This window comes from Kitasatospora sp. NPDC058218 (assembly GCF_042882445.1).
Classification (GTDB): Bacteria; Actinomycetota; Actinomycetes; order Streptomycetales; family Streptomycetaceae; genus Kitasatospora.
Genome location: NZ_JBHVWC010000004.1, coordinates 68,843 through 88,136 on the forward strand (window position 1 = coordinate 68,843; position 19,294 = coordinate 88,136).

Consider the following 19,294-nt stretch of genomic DNA (forward strand, 5'->3'; position numbering starts at 1 on the left):
CGCCCGAGGGCGGGCCGCGTGCCGGCGGGCGTCAGCGGGTGTCCAGGATCGCCGAGGCCACCGCGTCCGGGCGGTCGAACATCAGCAGGTGCCCCGCCGGGGCCGTGCTGCGGAAGTCACCCCCGAGCAACGCGGCGAGGCCCCGCTGGCCGGCCAGCCAGTCCCGGGTACGACTGCTGCGGCACCCGTCGTCGGCGGCGAGCACGGTGACCGGCAGCCCGGCCGGCAGCGGTGCGGTACGACGGAGTTCGTCCAGTTCGGCGGCCATGTCCAGGTACTGCGTGTTCTCCCGGAGCAGTGCGCGCAGGGCCCGCCCGGTCCGGTAGCAGTGCCGGACCAGCGGCTCCGGGGCAAGATCCTCACGGCGGACCGTCGACGCCCGGGCGACCAGCCGACGCGCCGTGGGACCGAGCAGGTACGGCGCCGCGACGGCCGTTGCCGCGCTCGCGACCGCACGGGCCGCCAGGTCGCGCAGCCCGGGAGCCGGCAGCGGCCGCGGGGCCGGCTCGACGCTGCCGTCCAGCAGGACCAGCCCGGCCGCCCGGCCGGGATGCAGCCGCGCGAAGGCCTCGACATGGAACCCCGCCAGCGAGTGACCCGCCACCGTGCACGGCGCCCGCAGCCCGAGCGCGTCCAGCACCGCCCGGATGCGCGCCGCCTCCCCCGCCGCCGTCGGGACCGGCCGGGTGGCCGATTCGGGTGCGCTCAGCCCGTATCCGGGCCGGTCGAAGCGGACCACCGTGCGGTAGGGCGTGAGGAAGGGGACGACGAGGTCCCAGTCGAACCAGCTGCTGCCGAGCCCACCGGTGAGCAGGCAGACCGGGCCGCTGCCCTCGGTGCGCACGTGCAGGGGCGTCCCGTCGATCCGCAGGAACCTCGCCGCTCCGGGCACCCCTGGTCCTGCTGCCGGCCCCGGTTCCGAACCTGGTCCCGACCCTGCCGCTGCCGGCCCGGTCATCGCGCTTCCGCCCCTCCGGCTCCGGTCCGGGTGGTCCCCGGAACGCCCGCGGGCACCGTCGGACCACCGCCGATCCGGGCGAGGCTCACGGCCAGCACGGCCAGCCAGAGCGCGACCAGGAGGACCTGGAGCCGCTGCCCCGCACCGAGCGACCAGGTGCCGTGACCGGCCTCGAAGACGGCGATCGCGGCCAGGCTCCAGCCGGTGGCCAGCAGCTCACCGGCCAGCAGCCACGGCCCGTACCGGCGGACGGGCGGCCACCAGCCGTAGCGGCGGGCGGCGACGGTGAGCGCGATCAGCCCGCCGAGCGCGCCGAGCATGGCGAGGCTGCTGGTCACCGCGTGTGCGGTGTGGGTGGCGGGAACCAGGCCGGCCGTCTCACGGGCGGCGCACATCTCGTCGCTGGTCGGCGCGCAGCTCAGCGGCAGTCGGGAGTCGGCCGCGGTCGCGGCCCCGAACAGGGCGAGTGCCGCCCAGCCGACCACCGCCCACGGACGGCGGCCGGGGAGGCTACGGGCGCCCCACCTGCGGGCGGCGCTTCGACGGTCGGGGGCGGCCCGGCCGGGGGCCGTGTGGTCGGCGGCACCGTCGGAAGCGCTGCGGTCGGGGGCGGCACCGTCGGGAACGGCGTCGTCGGGGGCGCCGTACGAGCCGGTGAGCAGCGCCGTGCCGGCCGCCGCGAGGACGGCGAGGCCGGCGATCAGATCGGTGGCCCGGAACAGGCCGCCCAGCGGCTGGTCCTCGGCGGCGAGTTCGCTGATGTACGCCTGGACCGGGTCGAGGCCGGTGCTCAGCACCACCTCCAGCACCCAGGCCGTGTACGCCACCGCGCTGAGCAGCAGCAGGGCGGCGACGGCGAGCCGTGCCGTCCGGCGGCCGGGGTGGGAGCTGGGCACGTTCCCACCCTAACCGGGGGGAAACTCCACCCCAACCGGGCGGAAACGGGCAGCGGGGCGGGGGTGGGACAGGTTCCGGAGGAGCACCTCCACACCGGTGGTGCGAGGCACCCTTGCGGACCGTGTATTGTTTTCCAGGTCAGCAGGCGCCGCTAGCTCAGTTGGTTAGAGCAGCTGACTCTTAATCAGCGGGTCCGGGGTTCGAGTCCCTGGCGGCGCACAGACATTTGGGGAGCCTCTCGCAGCAGCGAGAGGCTCCCTGATTTTTTGCCCTCCGGCGTCCGTTTTGCCTGTGATGTCGGTCTCGCTTGCCGCCCCGACGGAGTCAACCGACCCGTTCGGCACGTCCTGGGCTGTACACCGGAAACGGGACAAAGGTCCCCGACCGTCGACATTCCCGTTTGTGCAGGCTGGCACGGTCCGCCCGCAGGAAAGGCCGCCGCTTTGTCCCGAAACACCCAGAGCGGCCGTCGCACGCCGTCCCTCGGACTCCGCCCGGTGAAGCGCCTGAAGCGCTCCCCGGGCCTTCCGACCGGCGGCCGGAAGCCCCGCCGCCCGAAGCGCTCCGGCTGGCGCCGACTGATCCCGACCTGGCGGATGAGCCTGCTCGGCCTCGCCGTCGCGCTGCTGCTCGGAGTCGGCCTGTTCGCCCTGGGCATCGCCCTGGTGAAGGTGCCGGACGCGCATGCCGCCGCGACCGCCCAGAGCAACACCTGGCTCTACCAGGACGGCTCGGTGGTCGCCCGGACCGGCCAGACCAACCGGCAGAACGTCGGCCTGGACAAGGTCTCCCCCGCCGCCCAGCACGCGGCGCTGGCCGCCGAGGACCGCAACTTCTACCACGAGGGCGCCGTCAACGTGCCCGGCCTGGTCCGCGCCGCCGTCAACACCGCCAAGGGCCAGGGCACCCAGGGCGGCTCCACGATCACCCAGCAGTACGTGAAGAACACCTACCTGAGCCAGAAGCAGTCCATCACCCGCAAGGTGAAGGAACTCTTCATAGCGATCAAGGTGGATGCCACCGAGACCAAGGACGACGTCCTCTCCGGCTACCTCAACACCTCGTACTACGGGCGGGGCGCCTACGGCATCCAGGCCGCCGCCCAGCAGTACTTCGGTGTCGACGCCTCCGCGCTCGACGCCGCCCAGGGCGCCTACCTGGCCGCCCTGCTGAACGCCCCGAGCGCCTACGACGTGGCCACCGCCACCCCCGCGGGCAAGCAGAACGCGGTCAACCGCTGGAACTACGTCCTGGACGGCATGGTGAAGGAGGGCTGGCTCTCCGCCGAGGACCGCGCCGCCACCACCTTCCCCGACGTCAAGGACCCGCAGGCCCAGCTCGGCCTCTCCGGCCAGGCCGGCTACCTGGTCAACGCGGCCACCGAGTACCTCGCCGCCAACCAGATCATCACCGAGTCCGAACTGGCCAAGGGCGGCTACACCATCAAGCTGAGCGTCGACCCGGCGCGCCAGCAGGCCCTCCAGGACTCGGTCCAGGCGCAGCTGCACGACACCCTCAACCCGGACAAGCGGAAGAAGGACGCGGCCGCCCAGGCCGGCGCCGTCTCGGTCGACCCGAAGACCGGTGCCGTGGTCGCCCTCTACGGCGGCGTCGACTACACCAAGCACTACGTCGACAACGCCACCCGCCGCGACTACCAGGCCGGCTCCACCTTCAAGGCGATCGCCCTGGCGGCAGCGCTGGAGAACGACGCCAAGACGCAGTCCGGCCAGACCGTCACCCCGCGCACCGTCTACGACGGCACCAGCGGGCGCAAGGTCCGCGGCGGCAAGGGCACCCCGTACGCGCCGCCGAACGAGGGCGACAAGAGCTACGGCCAGGTCACCCTGCAGCAGGCCACCGACTGGTCGGTGAACTCGGCGTTCGCCCAGCTCGCCCAGGACACCGGTCTGCAGAAGGTCCGCGACACCGCCATCGCCCTCGGCCTGCCCGGCAACACCCCCGGCATGGACCCGGTGCCGTCCATCCCGCTCGGCACCGCCACCCCGAGCGTGCTCGACATGGCCGGCGTGTACGCGACGCTGGACAACGGCGGCAAGCAGATCACCCCGTGGCTGGTGCAGTCGGTGGACCGCGAGGGCGAGGCCCTCCAGCTGCCGGCCCACAAGACCACCCAGGCGATCAGCGAGGAGACCGCGCGCCAGGTGACGTCGATGCTGCAGGGCGTCGTCAGCGACCCGGGCGGCACCGGCTGGCGGGCGAAGTCGCTGGGCCGCCCGGTGGCCGGCAAGACCGGTACGACGGACGACCAGAAGTCGGTCTGGTTCGTCGGCTACACCCCCGAGCTGGTGACCTCGGTGGCGCTGTTCGGCCAGGACCCGAGCAGCGGCGCCCAGGTCAGCCTCAGCGGCACCGGCGGGATCGACGGCGCGGCGGGCGGCCAGTACCCCGCGCAGATCTGGACCGGCTACATGAAGGCCGCGCTCAAGGGCCAGCCGGTCACCGACTTCGCCTCGCCCTCGGGTGCGGACTGGTCGGGCGGCGGCGCGTCCTCGGGCGGCCCGGACAGCTCGTCGACGCCCTCCGGGGCGGCCTCGCCGTCGGCCACGCCCGGCAGCGGCGCGACGAACGGCACGACGGGCGGCCCGGGCAACGGCTCCGGCGGCGCGACCAGCACGCCGGGCGGTTCGTCCGGCTCGGACTCCGCCGGGACTCCCGGCTCCTCCGGCTCGAACGGCGGCGGCGACTCGGGCGGCTCGCAGTCCGGCGGCGCGACCACCGCGCCGACCCAGCAGCCGACCTCCCAGCCGACCGGACGGCCCACCCGGACGCCGCCGCCGACCACCGCGCCCACCACGGCACCGACCACCGGACCGACCACCGCGCCCCAGCCTTCGGGGGGCACCGGCGGCTCGGGGTCGGGATCAGGGTCGGGTACGGGCTCGGGTACGGGCTCGGGCGCGCTGGCGGGAGCCGGCGCGGGGCAGTAGGCGGCCGCAGCCGTTCCCGGTCCTGCCCGCCCTGTCCGGCCTGCTCCGTCCCGCCCCGTTCGCTCGGGGCGGGACGGAGCGGGACAGGTCGGCTCGGGGTGGACGCGGAAGCAGACCCTCCGTGGACCTGCCACTGCGCACAGTTCGGTGCAGGACCAAATGACGGAATGGCGCCTTACCGAATCGGCGATATGACTGTCACAATGCCTCGGTGCACAGCTCAAAGCCCCTGCCCGGCCGCTCCGCGGGCAGAACCCTCGGTCTCACCCTCGCCCTGGTCTCCGCGTTCGCCTTCGGCGGCTCCGGCACCGCCGCCAAGCCTCTGATCGAGGCCGGCCTCTCACCGCTGCACGTGGTCTGGCTCCGGGTCACCGGTGCCGCCGTGGTCCTGCTCCCGCTGGCCTACCGCCACCGCGCCGCGGTACTTCGACGACCCGGCCTGCTGATCGGCTTCGGCCTGCTCGCCGTCGCCGGCGTCCAGGCCTGCTACTTCGCGGCGATCTCCCGGATCCCGGTCGGCGTCGCCCTGCTGATCGAGTACCTCGGCCCCCCGCTGCTCATCGGCTACGTGAAGTTCGTCCAGCGAAAGCCGATCAGCCGGGGCGCGGCGGTCGGCGCCGCCGTGGCCGTGACGGGTCTGGCCTGTGTGGTGGAGGTCTGGAACGGCCTCGGCTTCGATGCGTTGGGCGTGCTGTTCGCCCTCGGGGCGGCCTGCTGCCAGGTCGGCTACTTCGTCCTGGCAGACGCCGGCAGCCAGGGCGACCGACCGGTCGACCCGATCGCCGTCAGCGCGTACGGACTGCTGATCGGCGCGGTCGTGCTCACCGCGTTCACCCGCCCCTGGGAGGCCGACTGGGGCCTGCTCGGCGGGAACGTCGTGATGAACGGGCACTCGCTGCCCGCGCTGCTCCCGGCCGCCTGGATGATCCTGGTGGCGACCGTGCTCGCCTACCTGACGGGGGTGATCGCCGTCCGCCACCTGTCGCCCCCGATCGCCGGGGTGGTGGCCAACCTGGAGGCCGTCGTCGCCACCGTCCTGGCCTGGATCCTGCTCGGCGAGCACCTGGGGCTGCCGCAGATGGCCGGCGGCCTGCTCGTCCTGGCCGGCGCCTTCGCGGCCCAGGCGAGCAAGCCGCCCACCGCACCGGTCACGACGGACGGCGCGGCGGGCCCGAACACCGCGGATGCCGTCGGGTCCGGTGCCGTGGGTGCGACGGCCCTCGGCGAGCGCCTGGCGCGAGCTGCCGAAGGATCGGAGGCCGGGGACCAGAGCGTCCGGGACCGGGAGGTCGAGGAGCGGGAGACCGGGGACCGGGTGGCCGCCGAGCGCGGAACCACCGGCGTCAGCGGCCGACCCAGCCGAACCAGTCGAGGTGATTGAGCGGCCAGACGACGGCCGCCACCGGCCCGACCACGTTGTCCACCGGCACGGCACCGCCGCCCGGCCCCCGCTGGTGGTAGCGCGAGTCGGCGGAGTCGCTCCGGTGGTCGCCCTCCACCCAGACGTACCCCTGGGGCACCGTCACCGGACCGAAGTCCAGCCCCGCGCAGGAGTCGTCCCCGGGGTGGAGGTACGGCTCGTCCACCTTCGCCCCGTTGACGGTCAAGGTGGTGCCTGAGCACTGCACGGTCTGGCCACCCGTCGCGATGACCCGCTTGACCAGGTAGTTGTCGTCCTTCGGCGGGACCAGACCGACGAAGCTGAGCACCGAGCCCACCGCGCTGGAGACCGGGTTCCCGTCGGTCGGCTGAGGCGGCAGCCAGTCACCCGGGTCCTTGAACACCACCGGTTGGCCGGGCTCCGGCTTCCAGCCGGTGAGCGGTGCGAGCTTGTTCACGCCGACCCGGTCGCCGATCCGCAGCGTGTTCTCCATCGACCCGGACGGGATCATGAACACCTGGAACAGGCAGGTCTTGATCAGCAGCGCGACCGCCAGCCCGATCGCCGCCATCACCGGAATCTCGATCCACCAGGGCCGCTGACGACGGCCCGCCCTGCGGTCCTTCGAGCCCTTGGGGCCCTTGGGAGCCCGGGAACCCCTGGAGGCCTTCCGCGACCGCGCCCGGCGCGCCTCGGCACGGCCGCCGGTGGCCGGGGGCTGACCGGTCCCGGCATCGCTGTGCGTTTCGGGCAGGTTCACCGCCATCGTCGCTGCTCCACCTCTCCGGCTGGGGGAACCTGCACGCTACGCCAACCCTGAAGCCACGCGAAATCGGGCATTTACCCGCGCCAGACATCACGGCCCCGTCCCGACGGGGCCCGGCCGGCTACCGGAGTGCCGGGCGGACGACGGCCCGCAACGTGCCCCGGGCGATGGCGGGCGAGCGCCGACCCGGCCTTCGGACACGAAGCACGGGTCCCGGACACGGGTATACGTGAGGTGTCATCCAGGCGTGCCGTGCCGTGCCGGGCGTGGTGCGGGCGCATCGTGCCGGGTGCCGTGCCGGGCGTGGTGCGGGCGCGTCGTGCAGCCGCGTCCAGAGGCGCGGAGGAACGCGTTCAGGCCCGGGCGATGGCCTCGTGGTGGCGGATGACCTCGGCGATGATGAAGTTGAGGAACTTCTCCGCGAACACCGGATCCAGGTGAGCCCCGGCGGCGAGCTCCCGCAGACGCCGGATCTGGTCGCGCTCGCGCGCCGGATCGGCCGGGGGCAACTTGTGCTCGGCCTTGAGCCGGCCGACCCGCTGGGTCGCCTTGAACCGCTCGGCCAACATGTGGACCACCGCGGCATCGATGTTGTCGATGCTCTCGCGCAGGCTGGTCAGCTCGGCCCGCACGGCGTCGTCGATCCCGTCCGGCAGTCCGGTCTCGGGGGTCGTGGGGTGATCCGTCATCGGGGCGGCTCCGCGGCTCTGTGGTGGTGGGCACCCGACCGTCCGTCGGCCGAGACTCGGGCCCGGGCCAATCTAACAGGGCGCCCGGCGCGGATCCGCACCGTTTCGCGGATCCGTCCACGATCCGGACGGCACGTGGACCGGCGGCCGATCGGCAGGTCAGGCGCCCGGCCAGGGCGATCGCCGGACCGCGGGAGGCCCGGTGACCCTCGGACGCGGCGCCCTGCGGCATTACGTGTGATCGGCCCCCGGCCTGCCCGTAGGCTGGTGCGCGGCATGACCGGAAGTGACGAGACAGCAGTCCCTCAGTAATGGAGGTACCGATCGTGGCAACCACCCGCACCGCACGCACCGCGTGGGAAGGCAACCTGCTCGACGGCAAGGGTCAGGTGACCTTCGCTTCGTCCGGCATCGGCGAGTACCCGGTCTCCTGGCCGGCCCGCTCCGAGGAGCCGAACGGCAAGACCAGCCCGGAGGAGCTCATCGCGGCCGCGCACTCCGCGTGCTTCTCGATGGCCCTGTCGCACGGCCTGGCCGGCGCGGGCACCCCGCCCGCCAAGCTGGACACCCAGGCCGATGTCACCTTCCAGCCCGGCACCGGCATCACCGGCATCCACCTGACCGTCACCGGCGAGGTGCCCGGCCTCGACGAGGCCGGCTTCGTGAAGGCCGCCGAGGACGCCAAGGCGAACTGCCCGGTGAGCCAGGCCCTGACCGGTACGACCATCACGCTCACGGCCAAGCTGGCCTGACGCGGCGACGTCTGCCGCATCACGTCCGCCGCATCACCTCGGACGCGCCGGCGCATCGCTGTTCCGGCGTCCAGTCGGTCCGACAGCTGATGCCGGGCTTCCGGCGTCCGGCACCGCGACGTTCTGACGGCCTGCCGCCCTGACACTTCGCCCGGGCCTCCGGCGCTCGGGCGAAGTGCGCGGCGCGTTCCCAGCGCTCAGCAAGCGCCCAGGGGCGCACTTTTGGAGCACACGCCCCTGGCGCACATCATGTGATGTGTACCGGGGGCGTCTGCATGTACCACCACACATGCCGCGAAAGCGGGCGAATCACTCTGGCGGCGGTCACCGCGCGTTGCCGTCGCGTCCTATGATCGGCCGCAGCGCCCTGTTCTTCACGCGGATCCCCACGCGAGCGCTCCACCGCGAGCGTTGCGCATCGGACCGCGAGGACCTCGACAGGGCACGGGAGCCGGCCACCGCAGTTCCAGGTGCCGGCCGGACCAGCATCAAGCGTCAGCAGCGGACGGGAGCATGCCGTGCCGGGCCAGAACGAGGGGGCCGACGCACACCACCCAGGCGTGCGGCACGAACAACCGCAACACCACCGCCACCTCATCTCTCCGATCCTCCGCCCGGCCAACGGCTCCGCCGTCACCGCCCTCGACGACTCTCCCGGCTCCCCGGGCGACACCGCCACCAGCACCGGCCCGGAGCCCGATGCGACTGCCGGCGCTCGTCCCGGCACTCCGCCCGGCTCCGGGTCCGACGGTGCGGTCGGCGCCGGCGTCGTCCTCTGCCCCACCTGCTCGACCCCGCTCGCCAACGGGGTGCACCGGCCGGACGACGGGGGCGACGTCACGCCCGGGAACACCGACCGCCTGCTGGCCGCGCTCAGCGCCAGCGAATCCCGTTTCCGGGCCGCCTTCTGCGACGCCGGCATCGGCATGGCCCTGATCGACCCCGAAGACCGGATCATCGAGGTCAACCCCGCCTTCGCCACCCTGGTCGGCTGCACGGTCGGCGACCTGGTCCGCACCCACATCCACGACATCATCGACCCGGAGGGTATGCCGGACCGGCTCTTCCCCGATCTCGTCCGCAGCGACCGTGAGCGGCTACGCGTGGAGAAGCAGCTCAAACACCGTGAGGGGCGCACGGTGTGGAGCAAGGTGACCATCTCCCTGATCCGGGACGGCGGCGGCAGCCCGCTGTACACGCTCGCCTTGGTCGAGGACATCACCGAGCAGCGACGACTGGGCGACCGCCTGGAGTACCAGGCGCTGCACGACCCGCTGACCCGGCTGCCCAACCGGGCCTTCTTCTTCGAACGGCTCGACGCCGCCTGCCTCGCGGCCGGTGGAACGGCCGCGGCCGAAATCCCCGGGACCGCGCTGGACGCGGCGCGGACCCGGGCGGCGAAGCCCGACAGGGCCGCGTCGGACAGGACCGCGTCGGGCACGGTGGGGTCGAGCACGGCCGGATCCGGCTCTGCGGGATCCGGTCCGACGGGACCGGATCGGCCGGACGGCCGCCGGGTGGGCGTCTGCTACCTGGACCTCGACGGGTTCGCCGCGATCAACGAGACCCTCGGCCACCACATCGGTGACCAACTGCTGATCGCCGTCGCCACCCGGCTCCGGCACGGCGTCTCCGATCACAGCTCCCATCTGGTCGCCCGGATGGGCGGCGACGAGTTCGCCGTCCTGGTGGCCGACAGCCAGGGCAGCGAGCAACTGACCGAGCTGGCCACCCGGATCCTCGAAGCGCTGGAACGCCCCTTCGACGTGGCCGGGCACCGGCTGGTGGTCACCGCCAGCGTGGGCGTCGTGGAACGGTCGGTGCACGAGACCACACCCGCCGACCTGGTCAAGGACGCCGACTCCACCCTGTACTGGTCGAAGGCCGACGGCCGGGCCCGCTGGACTCTCTACGACCCGGACCGGGGCGCCCACCAGCTGACCCGCCAGCTGCTCGCCACCGCCCTCCGACCGGCCCTGGAGCGCGGCGAGTTCACCATCGAGTACCAACCGCTCGTCGGCCTCGCCGACGGCGCGGTGCACGGCGCCGAGGCCCTGGTCCGCTGGCGTCACCCCTGCTACGGGACGCTCTCACCGGACCGCTTCATCCCGCTCGCCGAGGAGTCCGGCGCGATCGTGCCGCTCGGCAAGTGGGTGCTGGAGGAATCCTGCCGCCAGGCCCAGCGCTGGCTCACGGAGTTCCCCGACACCGAGACCTTCGTGAGCGTCAACCTGGCCGCCCGTCAGATCTGGGACTCCGACGTGGTCGCCGATGTGGCCCAGGCGCTCGACAGCACCGGCCTGCCGGCCCGGCTCCTGCAACTGGAGATCACCGAGAGCGCGCTGCTCGGCCCCGGCGGGCGACCGCTCCAGGCCCTGCAGGCCCTCGCCGACATGGGCGTCAGGATCGCGATCGACGACTTCGGCACCGGCTACTCCAACCTGGCGTACCTCTCCCGGCTTCCGGTGCACGTGCTGAAGCTGGACGGCACCTTCATCGAGGGCTTCCGTGATCCGACCCCGGCCGGCCGCACCGACCTGCCCGGGGCCGGCTCCCGCCGGAGCGACGCCGACGAGCAGATCGTCGGCGCGATGGTGCAGTTGGCCCACACGCTCGGCCTGACCGTGACCGCCGAGGGCATCGAGAACGCGGCGCAGGCCGAGCGGCTACGGCTCACCGGCTGCGACACCGCCCAGGGCTGGTACTTCGCCAGGCCCGGTGAGGCGGAGCACGTCGCGGCGATACTCCGCGAGAGCCGCCCCGGGCCGGACAAGCGGTAACGGCAGCTCGGCAGTTCGGCAGTTCACAGGCCTGCGGACTGCGGCCCAACCGCTCGACCGCTCAACCGCTCAACCGCTCAACCGCTCGACGATGGACGTCGGGGACGGCGACGAGTGACGGCTGCCGCGCGACTCGGCGGCCGCACGGGTGGATGCGCGCACCGAACTCGTCGGCGGGCGACGGGCTCCGCCATCCACCGACGAGTTCGGGCGCCTGCGAGTTCAGGCGGTCTCGGCCGCCTGGCCGGTGAGCCCGTAGGCGCGGGCGATCAGCCCGTAGGAGCGGTGCCTGGCCTCATGACCGTGGATGTGCGAGGTGACCATCAACTCGTCCGTCCCGGTCCGCTTGCGCAGCGCCTCCAGCCCGTCGGCGACCTCACCGGGCGAGCCGAGGACGACGTTGCCCAGCCAGTCGTCGACGAAGTCGGCCTCCACCGGGCTGTACGGGTAGCTCTCGGCCTCCTCGGGGGTGGGGATCGGGCCCGGATTCCCTCGGCGGAGCCGGAGCATGCCGAGCGCCGAGGAGCGCGCGAGCCGCCGAGCGGCCTCCTGGTCGTCGGCGGCGACCGCATTCACCCCGATCAGCGCGTAGGGCTCGTCGAGGACGGCCGAGGGGCGGAACGACGAGCGGTAGAGGTCGAGGGCCGGGATGGTGTTGGTGCTGCTGAAGTGGTGCGCGAACGCGAACGGCAGGCCGAGCCGGCCGGCCAGCTGGGCACTGAAGCCGGAGGATCCGAGCAACCAGATCGGCGGCCGCCCGTCACTCCGGGGAACGGCCGTGAGCCGGGCGTAGGGGTGGCCGTCCGGGAAGTCGCCGTCGAGGAAGTGGGTCAGCTCGGCGAGCTGCTGGGGGAAGTCGTCGGCCCCTTCGGTGAGGCCGCGCCGCAGGGCCCGGGCGGTCGCGGGGTCGGTACCGGGGGCACGGCCGAGCCCGAGGTCGATCCGGCCGGGGTGCAGTGCCTCCAGGAGACCGAACTGCTCCGCGATCCCCAGCGGAGCGTGATTGGGCAGCATCACTCCGCCGGACCCGAGCCGCAACGTCGTGGTGTGGGCCCCGAGGTGAGCGAGCAGGACGGCAGGGGTGGAGCTGGCGACGCCCGGCATGCCGTGGTGCTCGGCGACCCAGAACCGGTGATAGCCCCATTCCTCGGCGCTGCGGGCCAGGGCCGTGGTCGAGGCCAGGGCCTCGGCCGGGGTGTAGCCGACGCCCACGGTGGCCAGGTCGAGGATGGAGAGCGGCGCGGGCGCCGTGCCCCGGACGGTGCCCCGGACCGCCGCGTGGCTCTGCGGTTGGGGCCCGCGCTCCTGCTGGTCGTCGGTGGTCATGCCGTCCGCCCTCCTGGCCGTCCTGGTGCTGTCCGTATGGCGTCTGGAGCGACCGCTCGCCCGGCCTGCGGTCCGCCACTGCCAAGGGAGGTCAACCACGCCGCCGGTCCCGGTGTTCCCGGTACGCGGTCTCACTGTGCAACGGATCGCCTACCGACCGTTCGGCTGACTCAGAGCCAGCAAGCGGACACGCGTGGCGACTTCACGCCAGAGCGGGAAGTCGCCAGCCGCAGGGCTCGCGATCGGCGGGCGGCGTCCGGCAGGCTATGGATCAGAGCGGATCACCCAAACCGGATCCGCCCCCACCTGCAAGGTCATCGGGCTGGACCAGCGCCGATCGATCCCCGCGAGCCCCTGGAACGGCACCCCGCTCCAGGGGCTCGCGTCTTGTGATGCCCAGCACAGCCGGGGTGCTTCATGGCATGAAAAGTCGAGGCGCTAGCGTTGTCCCCTGCAGCCATCTGCTCCCCCGGGCAGCCTGGAGGGAGTACCTACCTTGGACATCGCAACGGTGATCGGATCCTCATGGATCTGCGCCCTGGCGCTCTGCGCCGTACTGGGAGACGCCTTTCTCCCCTTCATCCCCAGCGGAACACTGGTCATCCTGGCCGTGCTCAAGACGGCACAGATAGACGGCGCACCGGTCGTGCTGGGGCTCGGCGTCGCAATCGCCTCGTTCCTCGGAGACCTCCTGCTGCTCTCGCTGGCCCGCCGGGGCGCCCCCTCGGTCCAGCGACGGCTCGAACACCGCCCGCAGCTGGCGGCCAGCGTGGCCCGGGTCCAGCAGGCGCTGGACGGACGGACCACCGGGGCGGCAGCCGCCATGGTGGTGGTGGCCCGGTTCGTACCGGCCGGCCGGACCATCCTGGACCTGGCCATCGGCCACTCCCCCGCCCACGCCCACCCGCACCGCTTCCTCCGCTGGTCGGCCCTGGCCGCTCTGATCTGGGCCGCCTACATCGTCACGCTGGGCTGGCTGAACAGCCACTGGTTCGACACCGCCTGGCTGAGCCTTGCGGTCTCCTGCACCGCCGCCACCATGGTCAGCACCGCCATCGCCCGGATCGTGCGGCGCAACCGTCGGCTCGTCATCAACTGACACCCGAACGCCCCGCGACACCGAACGGGACCAACCCCGGAGCCGCAACTGCAACGCCATGACGTTGCGACGCCCGGAACTCCAGGGCCCCTGACCTGAGGCGCGGCAGGCGGTACCCGAGGACCGCGCGCTTCGCGACGCCCACCCACTGTTCGACGACCCGACGCTCCGGGCCACGACCGGGCGGCCGACCGACTCGACCCCCGCCGACGGCGATCCCACCCAAGACTGCGCAAAGCGTCACAGGACGGCAACAGAAAGCTCGTCGTTGCAGCCCGCCCGACCCAGGTAGGCGTGTTCTCTGTCGATGGACCTCGGCGCCTTGGTGACCCCTGTGTCCACATGACATGCTAACGGCGGATTAATCATCAATTGCCCGATTTGACCGGTGCGGCCTACTGACGCCACCTCGACCCGGCCAGCGGCACCCAGGGGAGACCATGACCAGCATCTCGCGCAGGACCGTGCTCACTGCCACCGCCGCGACCGTGGCGCTCGGGACGGTCGCGGCGTGTTCCAGCGGCGGATCCGGTTCGGGGTCGAGTTCCTCCGCGCCCGGTCCCGGCGGCACCGGCACCGACGGGCCGACGGGGAGCGGTACTCCGACCAAGGGCGCGTCCAAGGGAACTCCCATCGGCGACGGCTCCACCTCCGACACGGGCCCCCAGCCGAATCAGCCCAAGGCGGAGAAGCTCAAGCCCGGCGAGCGGCCGCCGCAGTTCGTGGTGTTCTCCTGGGACGGCGCCGGTGGCACCGACGACGGCCAGTTCCCCCGCTTCCTCAAGCTGGCCGAGGAGCACAAGGCCGCCATGACCTTCTTCCTCTCCGGGATCTACGCCCTCCCGAAGGGCAAGGCCGATCTCTACCACCCGCCGAAGCACGCGGTCGGCGCGTCCGACATCCCGTACCTCTCGGACGGCGCGGTCAAGAGCACGCTCAAACTGATCAGCCAGGCCTGGTCGGCCGGCCACGAGATCGGCACCCACTTCAACGGGCACTTCTGCTCGACCCGTTCGGACGGCAACGGTGTGAACAAGTGGACCCCCGAGGACTGGCAGAGCGAGATCGACCAGGCGGTCTCGTTCGTGACCCAGTGGCGCACCAACACCGGCTTCACCGACGTCGACCCGCTCCCCTTCGACTACAAGAAGGAGCTCATCGGCGGCCGCACCCCGTGCCTGGAGGGGCAGAAGGCCCTGCTGCCGACCGCAGCCGCCATGGGGTGGAAGTACGACGCCAGCTCCTCCGGCGGTCAGCAAATATGGCCGCAGAAGGTGCAGGACGGCAAGATATGGGACTTCCCGCTGCAGAGCATCCCGTTCCCCGGGCACACGTTCCAGGTGCTCTCGATGGACTACAACATCCTCGCCAACCAGTCGGCGGGCAGCACCAAGGGTGACCCCGCCAAGTACAACGACTGGCGTTCCCAGGCCCGGGACGCCTATCTGGCCGGGTTCGACCGCGCCTACAACGGCAACCGTGCGCCGTTCTTCGTCGGCAACCACTTCGAGCAGTGGAACGGCGGGATCTACATGGACGCCGTCGAGGAGACGCTCAAGACCATCGCGGCCAAGCCGGAGGTCCGACTGGTCTCCTTCCGCCAGCTGGTCGACTGGCTGGAGGCCCAGGACCAGTCCACCCTCCGCAAGCTGCGTTCGCTGAACGTCGGGCAGGCGCCGGCCGGCGGGTGGCAGACCTTCCTCGGTGCCGCCGGGTGAGCAGTTCGCGGAGCTGACTCCGCGGGGGGAAGGGCCGGCGAGGTGGCGATGCCTCGCCGGCTGATCCGTTCCGGGGCCCGCTACTCGGCGGCGGGTCCGGCACCCAGCAGGCTCCGCACCACGGCCTCGGCGCCGGCCGCGCTCCAGAGGATCGAGTAGTGGTTGGTGTCCGGCACGAGGGTCGCGGCCACCACCCGGGCCGGGTCCAGCCCGGCCGTGGCGATCCGCTTGCTGTCGTAGAGGCCCTGCGGCTCGTCGAGCAATCCGCGCTCCGCCCACAGCAGCTCACCGGGGCAGGGCAGTCGGTGCACGGCAGCGGCCGCGTCCTGGTCCAGCAGGACCTGCTCGCCGTCGACCTGAACGGCCTCCAGCACGCAGGCGGAACGAAGATCGGGCTCGGTGCCGATGAGATCGCGCTGGGTGTAGGCGTCGATGCCGTCCGACCAGTCGGCGCTGAAGGCCGGGTGCCGCCGCCAGAACGCGCGGTAGGCCGCGCGATCCGGAAAGGTCATCGACAGCCGCGCCAGTGCCGGGCCGAGAACTGCGGCCAGCGCCTCCTCGGACCGGACACCGTCCGGCAGCGGAAAGCTGATCGCTCCGTCGACCAGCAGCACACGGCTGACGAGCTCCGGATGCCGCACCGCGGCCAATGCCGTGATCCAGGCGCCCATGGAATGGCCGACGACGAGGGTCGGGCCCAGGTCGAGCGCGCTGATCAGGGCCGCCACGTCGTCCGCGTGCCGGGCCAGGCCGTACGGCCCGCCGACCGTACGGCTGGCCCCGCGCCCACGCAGGTCCGGCGCGATCAGGGTGGCCCGGCCGGCGAGCACGCGGGCGACCTCGAACCAGGCGAGGCCGTTGGCGGTGATGCCGTGCACCGCCACCACGGTCGGGGCTCCGGGCACGGCCGCGGGCCAGCGGAGTACCGCCAGGTCCCCGCCGGGAACGGGGACGGTCAGCGCTTCGGGGTGCGCCAGTGGTGCGTTCACGCGGGACTACCTCCTGTGGGGCGGGCGCTGGGGGCACCGGCCCGGCCCGTGGCCCGGGCGGAGCGGACGGAACGGGCGGCGCGGGTGCGGGCAGGGAGTCTGGCCAGGCCCCCGGGCAGCAGATAGACCACCGCGACGAAGAGACCGCCCAGCAGGAACAGTGGTTGGGAGAGCGGGACGCGCAGCACCGCAGGCAGGTCCGCGATCGCCTCCGAGTTGGCGAGGTCGCCGAGCCGGTGGCCGGCCCAGGTGTAGATGACACCGCCCATCAGCGGGCCCCAGCGCGTGCCGGACCCGCCGAGGACGACCATGACCAGCAGCGAGAGAGTCGCATCGGAGGTGGCGGCCTGAGGCGTGGCGCCCCCGGTCAGCAACAGGTAGACCACTCCGCCCACCGCAGCGAGGCCTCCGGCGAGGACGAACGCGATCAACTTGTAGCCGTAGGGCCGAAGTCCGAGCACCTCGACCCGTCGCTCGTTCTCCTTGATGCCCTCCCAGACCCTTCCGACCGGAGAGCCGACGGCCCAGTGGACGGCGGCCAGGGTGAGGACCAGGTAGGCGACGGCGATCCAGTAGAGGTTGGCGGTGTTCTCGATGCCCAGGAAGGCGGAGGGCAGTTGCTCCGCCGGGGCGGACCGGCCCTCCTCGCCACCGGTCAGGCCCCCCGGGTTGCGCTGGACGAGGATCGAACCGGCCTGCGCGAAGGCCAGGGTGACCATGGAGAACCCGATGCCGGTGACGCGGAGGCTGACCGAGCCGAGCAGCAGGGCCAGCGCGACGGCACAGGCGACACCGAAGAGAGCCGCTGCGGCGAACGGCAGTCGGAACTCCAGCATGCCGAGGTTGGTGGCGTAGAGGCCGGTCGCGAAGTAGAGGGCGTGACCGAAGGAGAGCAGTCCGGTACGGCCGAGCAGGAGGTCGTAGCCGGTGGCGAGCGCCCCGTAGAGCAGGCACAGGGCGATGAGTTGGAGGCTTCCGGGGCTGCCGAGCGGGCCGTCGAGCAGTCCCGGAACGGGAAGCGCACTGTATGGGGCGACAAGGAACAGGATCAGCAGGGCGATCGGCCACCAGCGTAGCGCTCGGTGCACCGCTGTCGAGCGCTCGGTGATTGATTCACCTGTTCGAGGGATGGCGCGGATCTCCTCCGCCCGTCCAGAATGTCTCTCGGCAGGGCTGGTGTCAGTCCCCCCTGCCGAACCGGCCGCGGCGAGGTCGGCCGCGGTGCCGTCGGTGCTCGTGTCGGGGGTCTTGGCACTCACGCGAGCCTCCCGGTGAGTCCGCGGGGTCGTACGAGAAGCAGTACGGCCAGCAGGACGACGACCGAGAGGTCGCCGAGTCCCGCGGCGGTGTAGTAGTTGGCGAACTGCTGGACGAGACCGACGCACACCGAGGCCACGGCCGCCCCGGTCACCGAGCCCAAGCCACCCATCACGACGACGACGAAGGCGAAGATGAGCAGACCGGTCCCCTGGCCCGGATTGACCGAACCGAAGTAGAGGCCGCCGAGGGCACCGCCGAGCGCGGCGGCGGCACCACCGATGGCGAAGACGAGAGTGAACGCCCTGCGCACGTCGATGCCGAGCGCCGTGACCATCGCCCGGTCCTCGACGCCGGCCCGGACGATCAGCCCGTAGCGGGTACGGGCGAGGAACAATCGAAGAGCGAGCAGCAGCAGCCCGGCCGCGGCCACCAGCACGAAGCGGTTGACCGGGACGGTCGCACCGAGCAGGTGCCAGGTGCCGGAGAGCAGAGCCGGCTGCGGGAAGGGGCGGGCGTCGGCGCCCCAGATACCCATCAGGAGAGCGGGCACGGCCAGCCCGACGCCGACGGTGGCGAGGATCTGGTCCCGCGGACGGCTGTAGAGCGGCCGGATCAGGAAGAGCTCCAACAGGACGGCAGCCGCCGTCCCCACCAGAGTGCCGAACGGCACCGCGAGCCAGAAGGGGAAGCCGGCCTCCGTACCGGCCCACCAGGTCGCATAGGCGCCGATGGAGAGCAGGGTGCCGTGCGCGAAATTGAGCACGTCCATCAGACCGAAGATCAACGAGAGACCGGAGGCCACCAGGAAGTACAGCGCCCCCAGACCGAGTCCGGTACAGGAAAGGAGAACGACGGTGTCCATCAGGGGTTCACCTCCGGAGTGACAGAAGGGGCAGCCGGCACCCGACCGGCCGCCGAGGGGCCGACCGTCGGGAGGCGAGCCGTCGCCGGCCCGGCGCCCGCCCGGTGGCTGCCGACGCCCAGTAGGCGGCGGGCGGCTTCCTCATCGGCCAACAGCTCGGCGGTGTCGCCCTGGTGGGCGGTGCGACCGTCTGCGAGGACGGCACAGGTGCCGGCCAGGCGGCGGACGAGGGCGAGGTTCTGCTCGACCAGGAGGACGGGAACGGCCACGGCAGCCCGGGCCAGGACGTCCGCCACCTCGGCGACGATCTTCGGTGCCAGGCCCTTGGTCGGCTCGTCGGCGATGATCAGCCGGTTGCGGTTGAGCAGCGTCCGGCCGATGGCCACCATCTGCTGCTGGCCGCCCGAGAGCGTTCCGGCCAACTGGTCGGCCCGTTGCCTGAGTTCGGGAAACAACGCATGGACGAGGTGATAGGCCGGCTCGGCATCCCGGCCCCGGTCCCGCTCGGCGAGGCGCAGGTTCTCGGCGACCGTCAGGCCGGCAAAGATTCCGCGGTCCTCGGGGGCGTACCCGATGCCCTGGCGGACCACGAGATGCGTGGGTAGAGAGGAGAGTTCGGTCCCGTCGAACAGGACGCTGCCGGTGCGCGGCACGAGACCCATCACGGCCTTGACCGTGGTGGTCTTGCCTGCACCGTTGCGTCCCAGGAGGGCAGTGACACCGGTCGTCGCAACATCGAAGTCGACCCCGTGCAGGATGTGCAGCCCGTCGATGACCACCCGCAGATCACGAACCGAAAGGAGGGACGCGGCCGGAGCCCGAACGACGACGGCACCCGGGCCGCCCACGCCGGTGCCGGTGGAGGC

General features: G+C 72.3%; 15 protein-coding genes and 1 tRNA gene. 7 read left to right on the top strand and 9 right to left on the bottom strand.

Annotation, left to right across the window (positions count from 1 at the left end; all coding sequences use genetic code 11):
• Positions 1-31: 31 nt before the first annotated feature.
• A complete protein-coding gene (locus ACFVYI_RS03475) occupies positions 32-892 on the bottom strand; it encodes an alpha/beta fold hydrolase (RefSeq protein ID WP_387881124.1) in 861 nt (286 codons plus the stop codon).
• Between the two features lie 62 nt (positions 893-954).
• Positions 955-1,854, bottom strand: coding sequence for a DUF998 domain-containing protein (locus ACFVYI_RS03480; RefSeq protein WP_387881125.1), 900 nt, complete (start codon positions 1,852-1,854; stop codon positions 955-957).
• A gap of 146 nt (positions 1,855-2,000) precedes the next feature.
• Here ACFVYI_RS03480 and ACFVYI_RS03485 point away from each other — a divergent pair.
• The 3 genes from ACFVYI_RS03485 to ACFVYI_RS03495 all read left to right on the top strand — a co-directional run bounded on the left by ACFVYI_RS03485 (position 2,001) and on the right by ACFVYI_RS03495 (position 6,187).
• Positions 2,001-2,074 (top strand) — tRNA-Lys (locus ACFVYI_RS03485).
• A gap of 278 nt (positions 2,075-2,352) precedes the next feature.
• Positions 2,353-4,806, top strand: a complete 2,454-nt coding sequence (locus ACFVYI_RS03490) for a transglycosylase domain-containing protein (RefSeq protein ID WP_387881127.1) — start codon at positions 2,353-2,355, stop codon at positions 4,804-4,806.
• A gap of 229 nt (positions 4,807-5,035) precedes the next feature.
• Positions 5,036-6,187: a DMT family transporter gene (locus ACFVYI_RS03495; protein WP_387881376.1), complete on the top strand. Its 1,152-nt coding sequence runs from the start codon at positions 5,036-5,038 to the stop codon at positions 6,185-6,187.
• Here ACFVYI_RS03495 and lepB read toward each other — a convergent pair.
• Together lepB and ACFVYI_RS03505 are read right to left on the bottom strand one after the other, a co-directional pair.
• Positions 6,150-6,758 carry a signal peptidase I gene (gene lepB / locus ACFVYI_RS03500; RefSeq protein ID WP_387881129.1) on the bottom strand — a complete coding sequence of 203 codons (609 nt, stop codon included), beginning with the start codon at positions 6,756-6,758 and terminating at the stop codon, positions 6,150-6,152. The genes ACFVYI_RS03495 and lepB overlap by 38 nt on opposite strands.
• 548 nt (positions 6,759-7,306) lie before the next feature.
• Positions 7,307-7,642 carry a chorismate mutase gene (locus tag ACFVYI_RS03505; RefSeq protein ID WP_387881132.1) on the bottom strand — a complete coding sequence of 112 codons (336 nt, stop codon included), beginning with the start codon at positions 7,640-7,642 and terminating at the stop codon, positions 7,307-7,309.
• 326 nt (positions 7,643-7,968) lie between these two features.
• Between ACFVYI_RS03505 and ACFVYI_RS03510 the strand changes: the two genes are divergently transcribed.
• Together ACFVYI_RS03510 and ACFVYI_RS03515 are read left to right on the top strand one after the other, a co-directional pair.
• Positions 7,969-8,394 carry an OsmC family protein gene (locus tag ACFVYI_RS03510; RefSeq protein ID WP_387881134.1) on the top strand — a complete coding sequence of 142 codons (426 nt, stop codon included), beginning with the start codon at positions 7,969-7,971 and terminating at the stop codon, positions 8,392-8,394.
• Between the two features lie 560 nt (positions 8,395-8,954).
• Positions 8,955-11,174, top strand: coding sequence for a putative bifunctional diguanylate cyclase/phosphodiesterase (locus ACFVYI_RS03515; protein WP_387881136.1), 2,220 nt, complete (start codon positions 8,955-8,957; stop codon positions 11,172-11,174).
• 222 nt (positions 11,175-11,396) lie between these two features.
• Here the strand turns inward: ACFVYI_RS03515 and ACFVYI_RS03520 are convergent, their stop codons facing one another.
• Positions 11,397-12,500, bottom strand: a complete 1,104-nt coding sequence (locus ACFVYI_RS03520) for an LLM class flavin-dependent oxidoreductase (protein ID WP_387881138.1) — start codon at positions 12,498-12,500, stop codon at positions 11,397-11,399.
• A 496-nt stretch (positions 12,501-12,996) separates the two neighbouring features.
• On the opposite strand from ACFVYI_RS03520, the gene ACFVYI_RS03525 reads away from it, so the two are divergent.
• Both ACFVYI_RS03525 and ACFVYI_RS03530 read left to right on the top strand, forming a co-directional pair.
• A complete protein-coding gene (locus ACFVYI_RS03525; protein ID WP_387881140.1) occupies positions 12,997-13,599 on the top strand; it encodes a DedA family protein in 603 nt (200 codons plus the stop codon).
• Between the two features lie 440 nt (positions 13,600-14,039).
• On the top strand, positions 14,040-15,317 hold the full coding sequence (locus ACFVYI_RS03530) for a hypothetical protein (RefSeq protein ID WP_387881142.1): 1,278 nt from the start codon (positions 14,040-14,042) through the stop codon (positions 15,315-15,317).
• 80 nt (positions 15,318-15,397) lie between these two features.
• Here the strand turns inward: ACFVYI_RS03530 and ACFVYI_RS03535 are convergent, their stop codons facing one another.
• From ACFVYI_RS03535 to ACFVYI_RS03550, 4 genes are all read right to left on the bottom strand, one after another.
• On the bottom strand, positions 15,398-16,306 hold the full coding sequence (locus tag ACFVYI_RS03535; protein ID WP_387881144.1) for an alpha/beta fold hydrolase: 909 nt from the start codon (positions 16,304-16,306) through the stop codon (positions 15,398-15,400).
• Positions 16,303-17,394 carry a branched-chain amino acid ABC transporter permease gene (locus ACFVYI_RS03540; protein ID WP_387881146.1) on the bottom strand — a complete coding sequence of 364 codons (1,092 nt, stop codon included), beginning with the start codon at positions 17,392-17,394 and terminating at the stop codon, positions 16,303-16,305. The genes ACFVYI_RS03535 and ACFVYI_RS03540 overlap by 4 nt, the downstream gene beginning before the upstream one ends.
• A gap of 167 nt (positions 17,395-17,561) precedes the next feature.
• A complete protein-coding gene (locus ACFVYI_RS03545) occupies positions 17,562-18,428 on the bottom strand; it encodes a branched-chain amino acid ABC transporter permease (protein ID WP_387881149.1) in 867 nt (288 codons plus the stop codon).
• Positions 18,428-19,276, bottom strand: a complete 849-nt coding sequence (locus ACFVYI_RS03550) for an ABC transporter ATP-binding protein (protein WP_387881378.1) — start codon at positions 19,274-19,276, stop codon at positions 18,428-18,430. The genes ACFVYI_RS03545 and ACFVYI_RS03550 overlap by 1 nt, the downstream gene beginning before the upstream one ends.
• Positions 19,277-19,294: the final 18 nt, after the last annotated feature.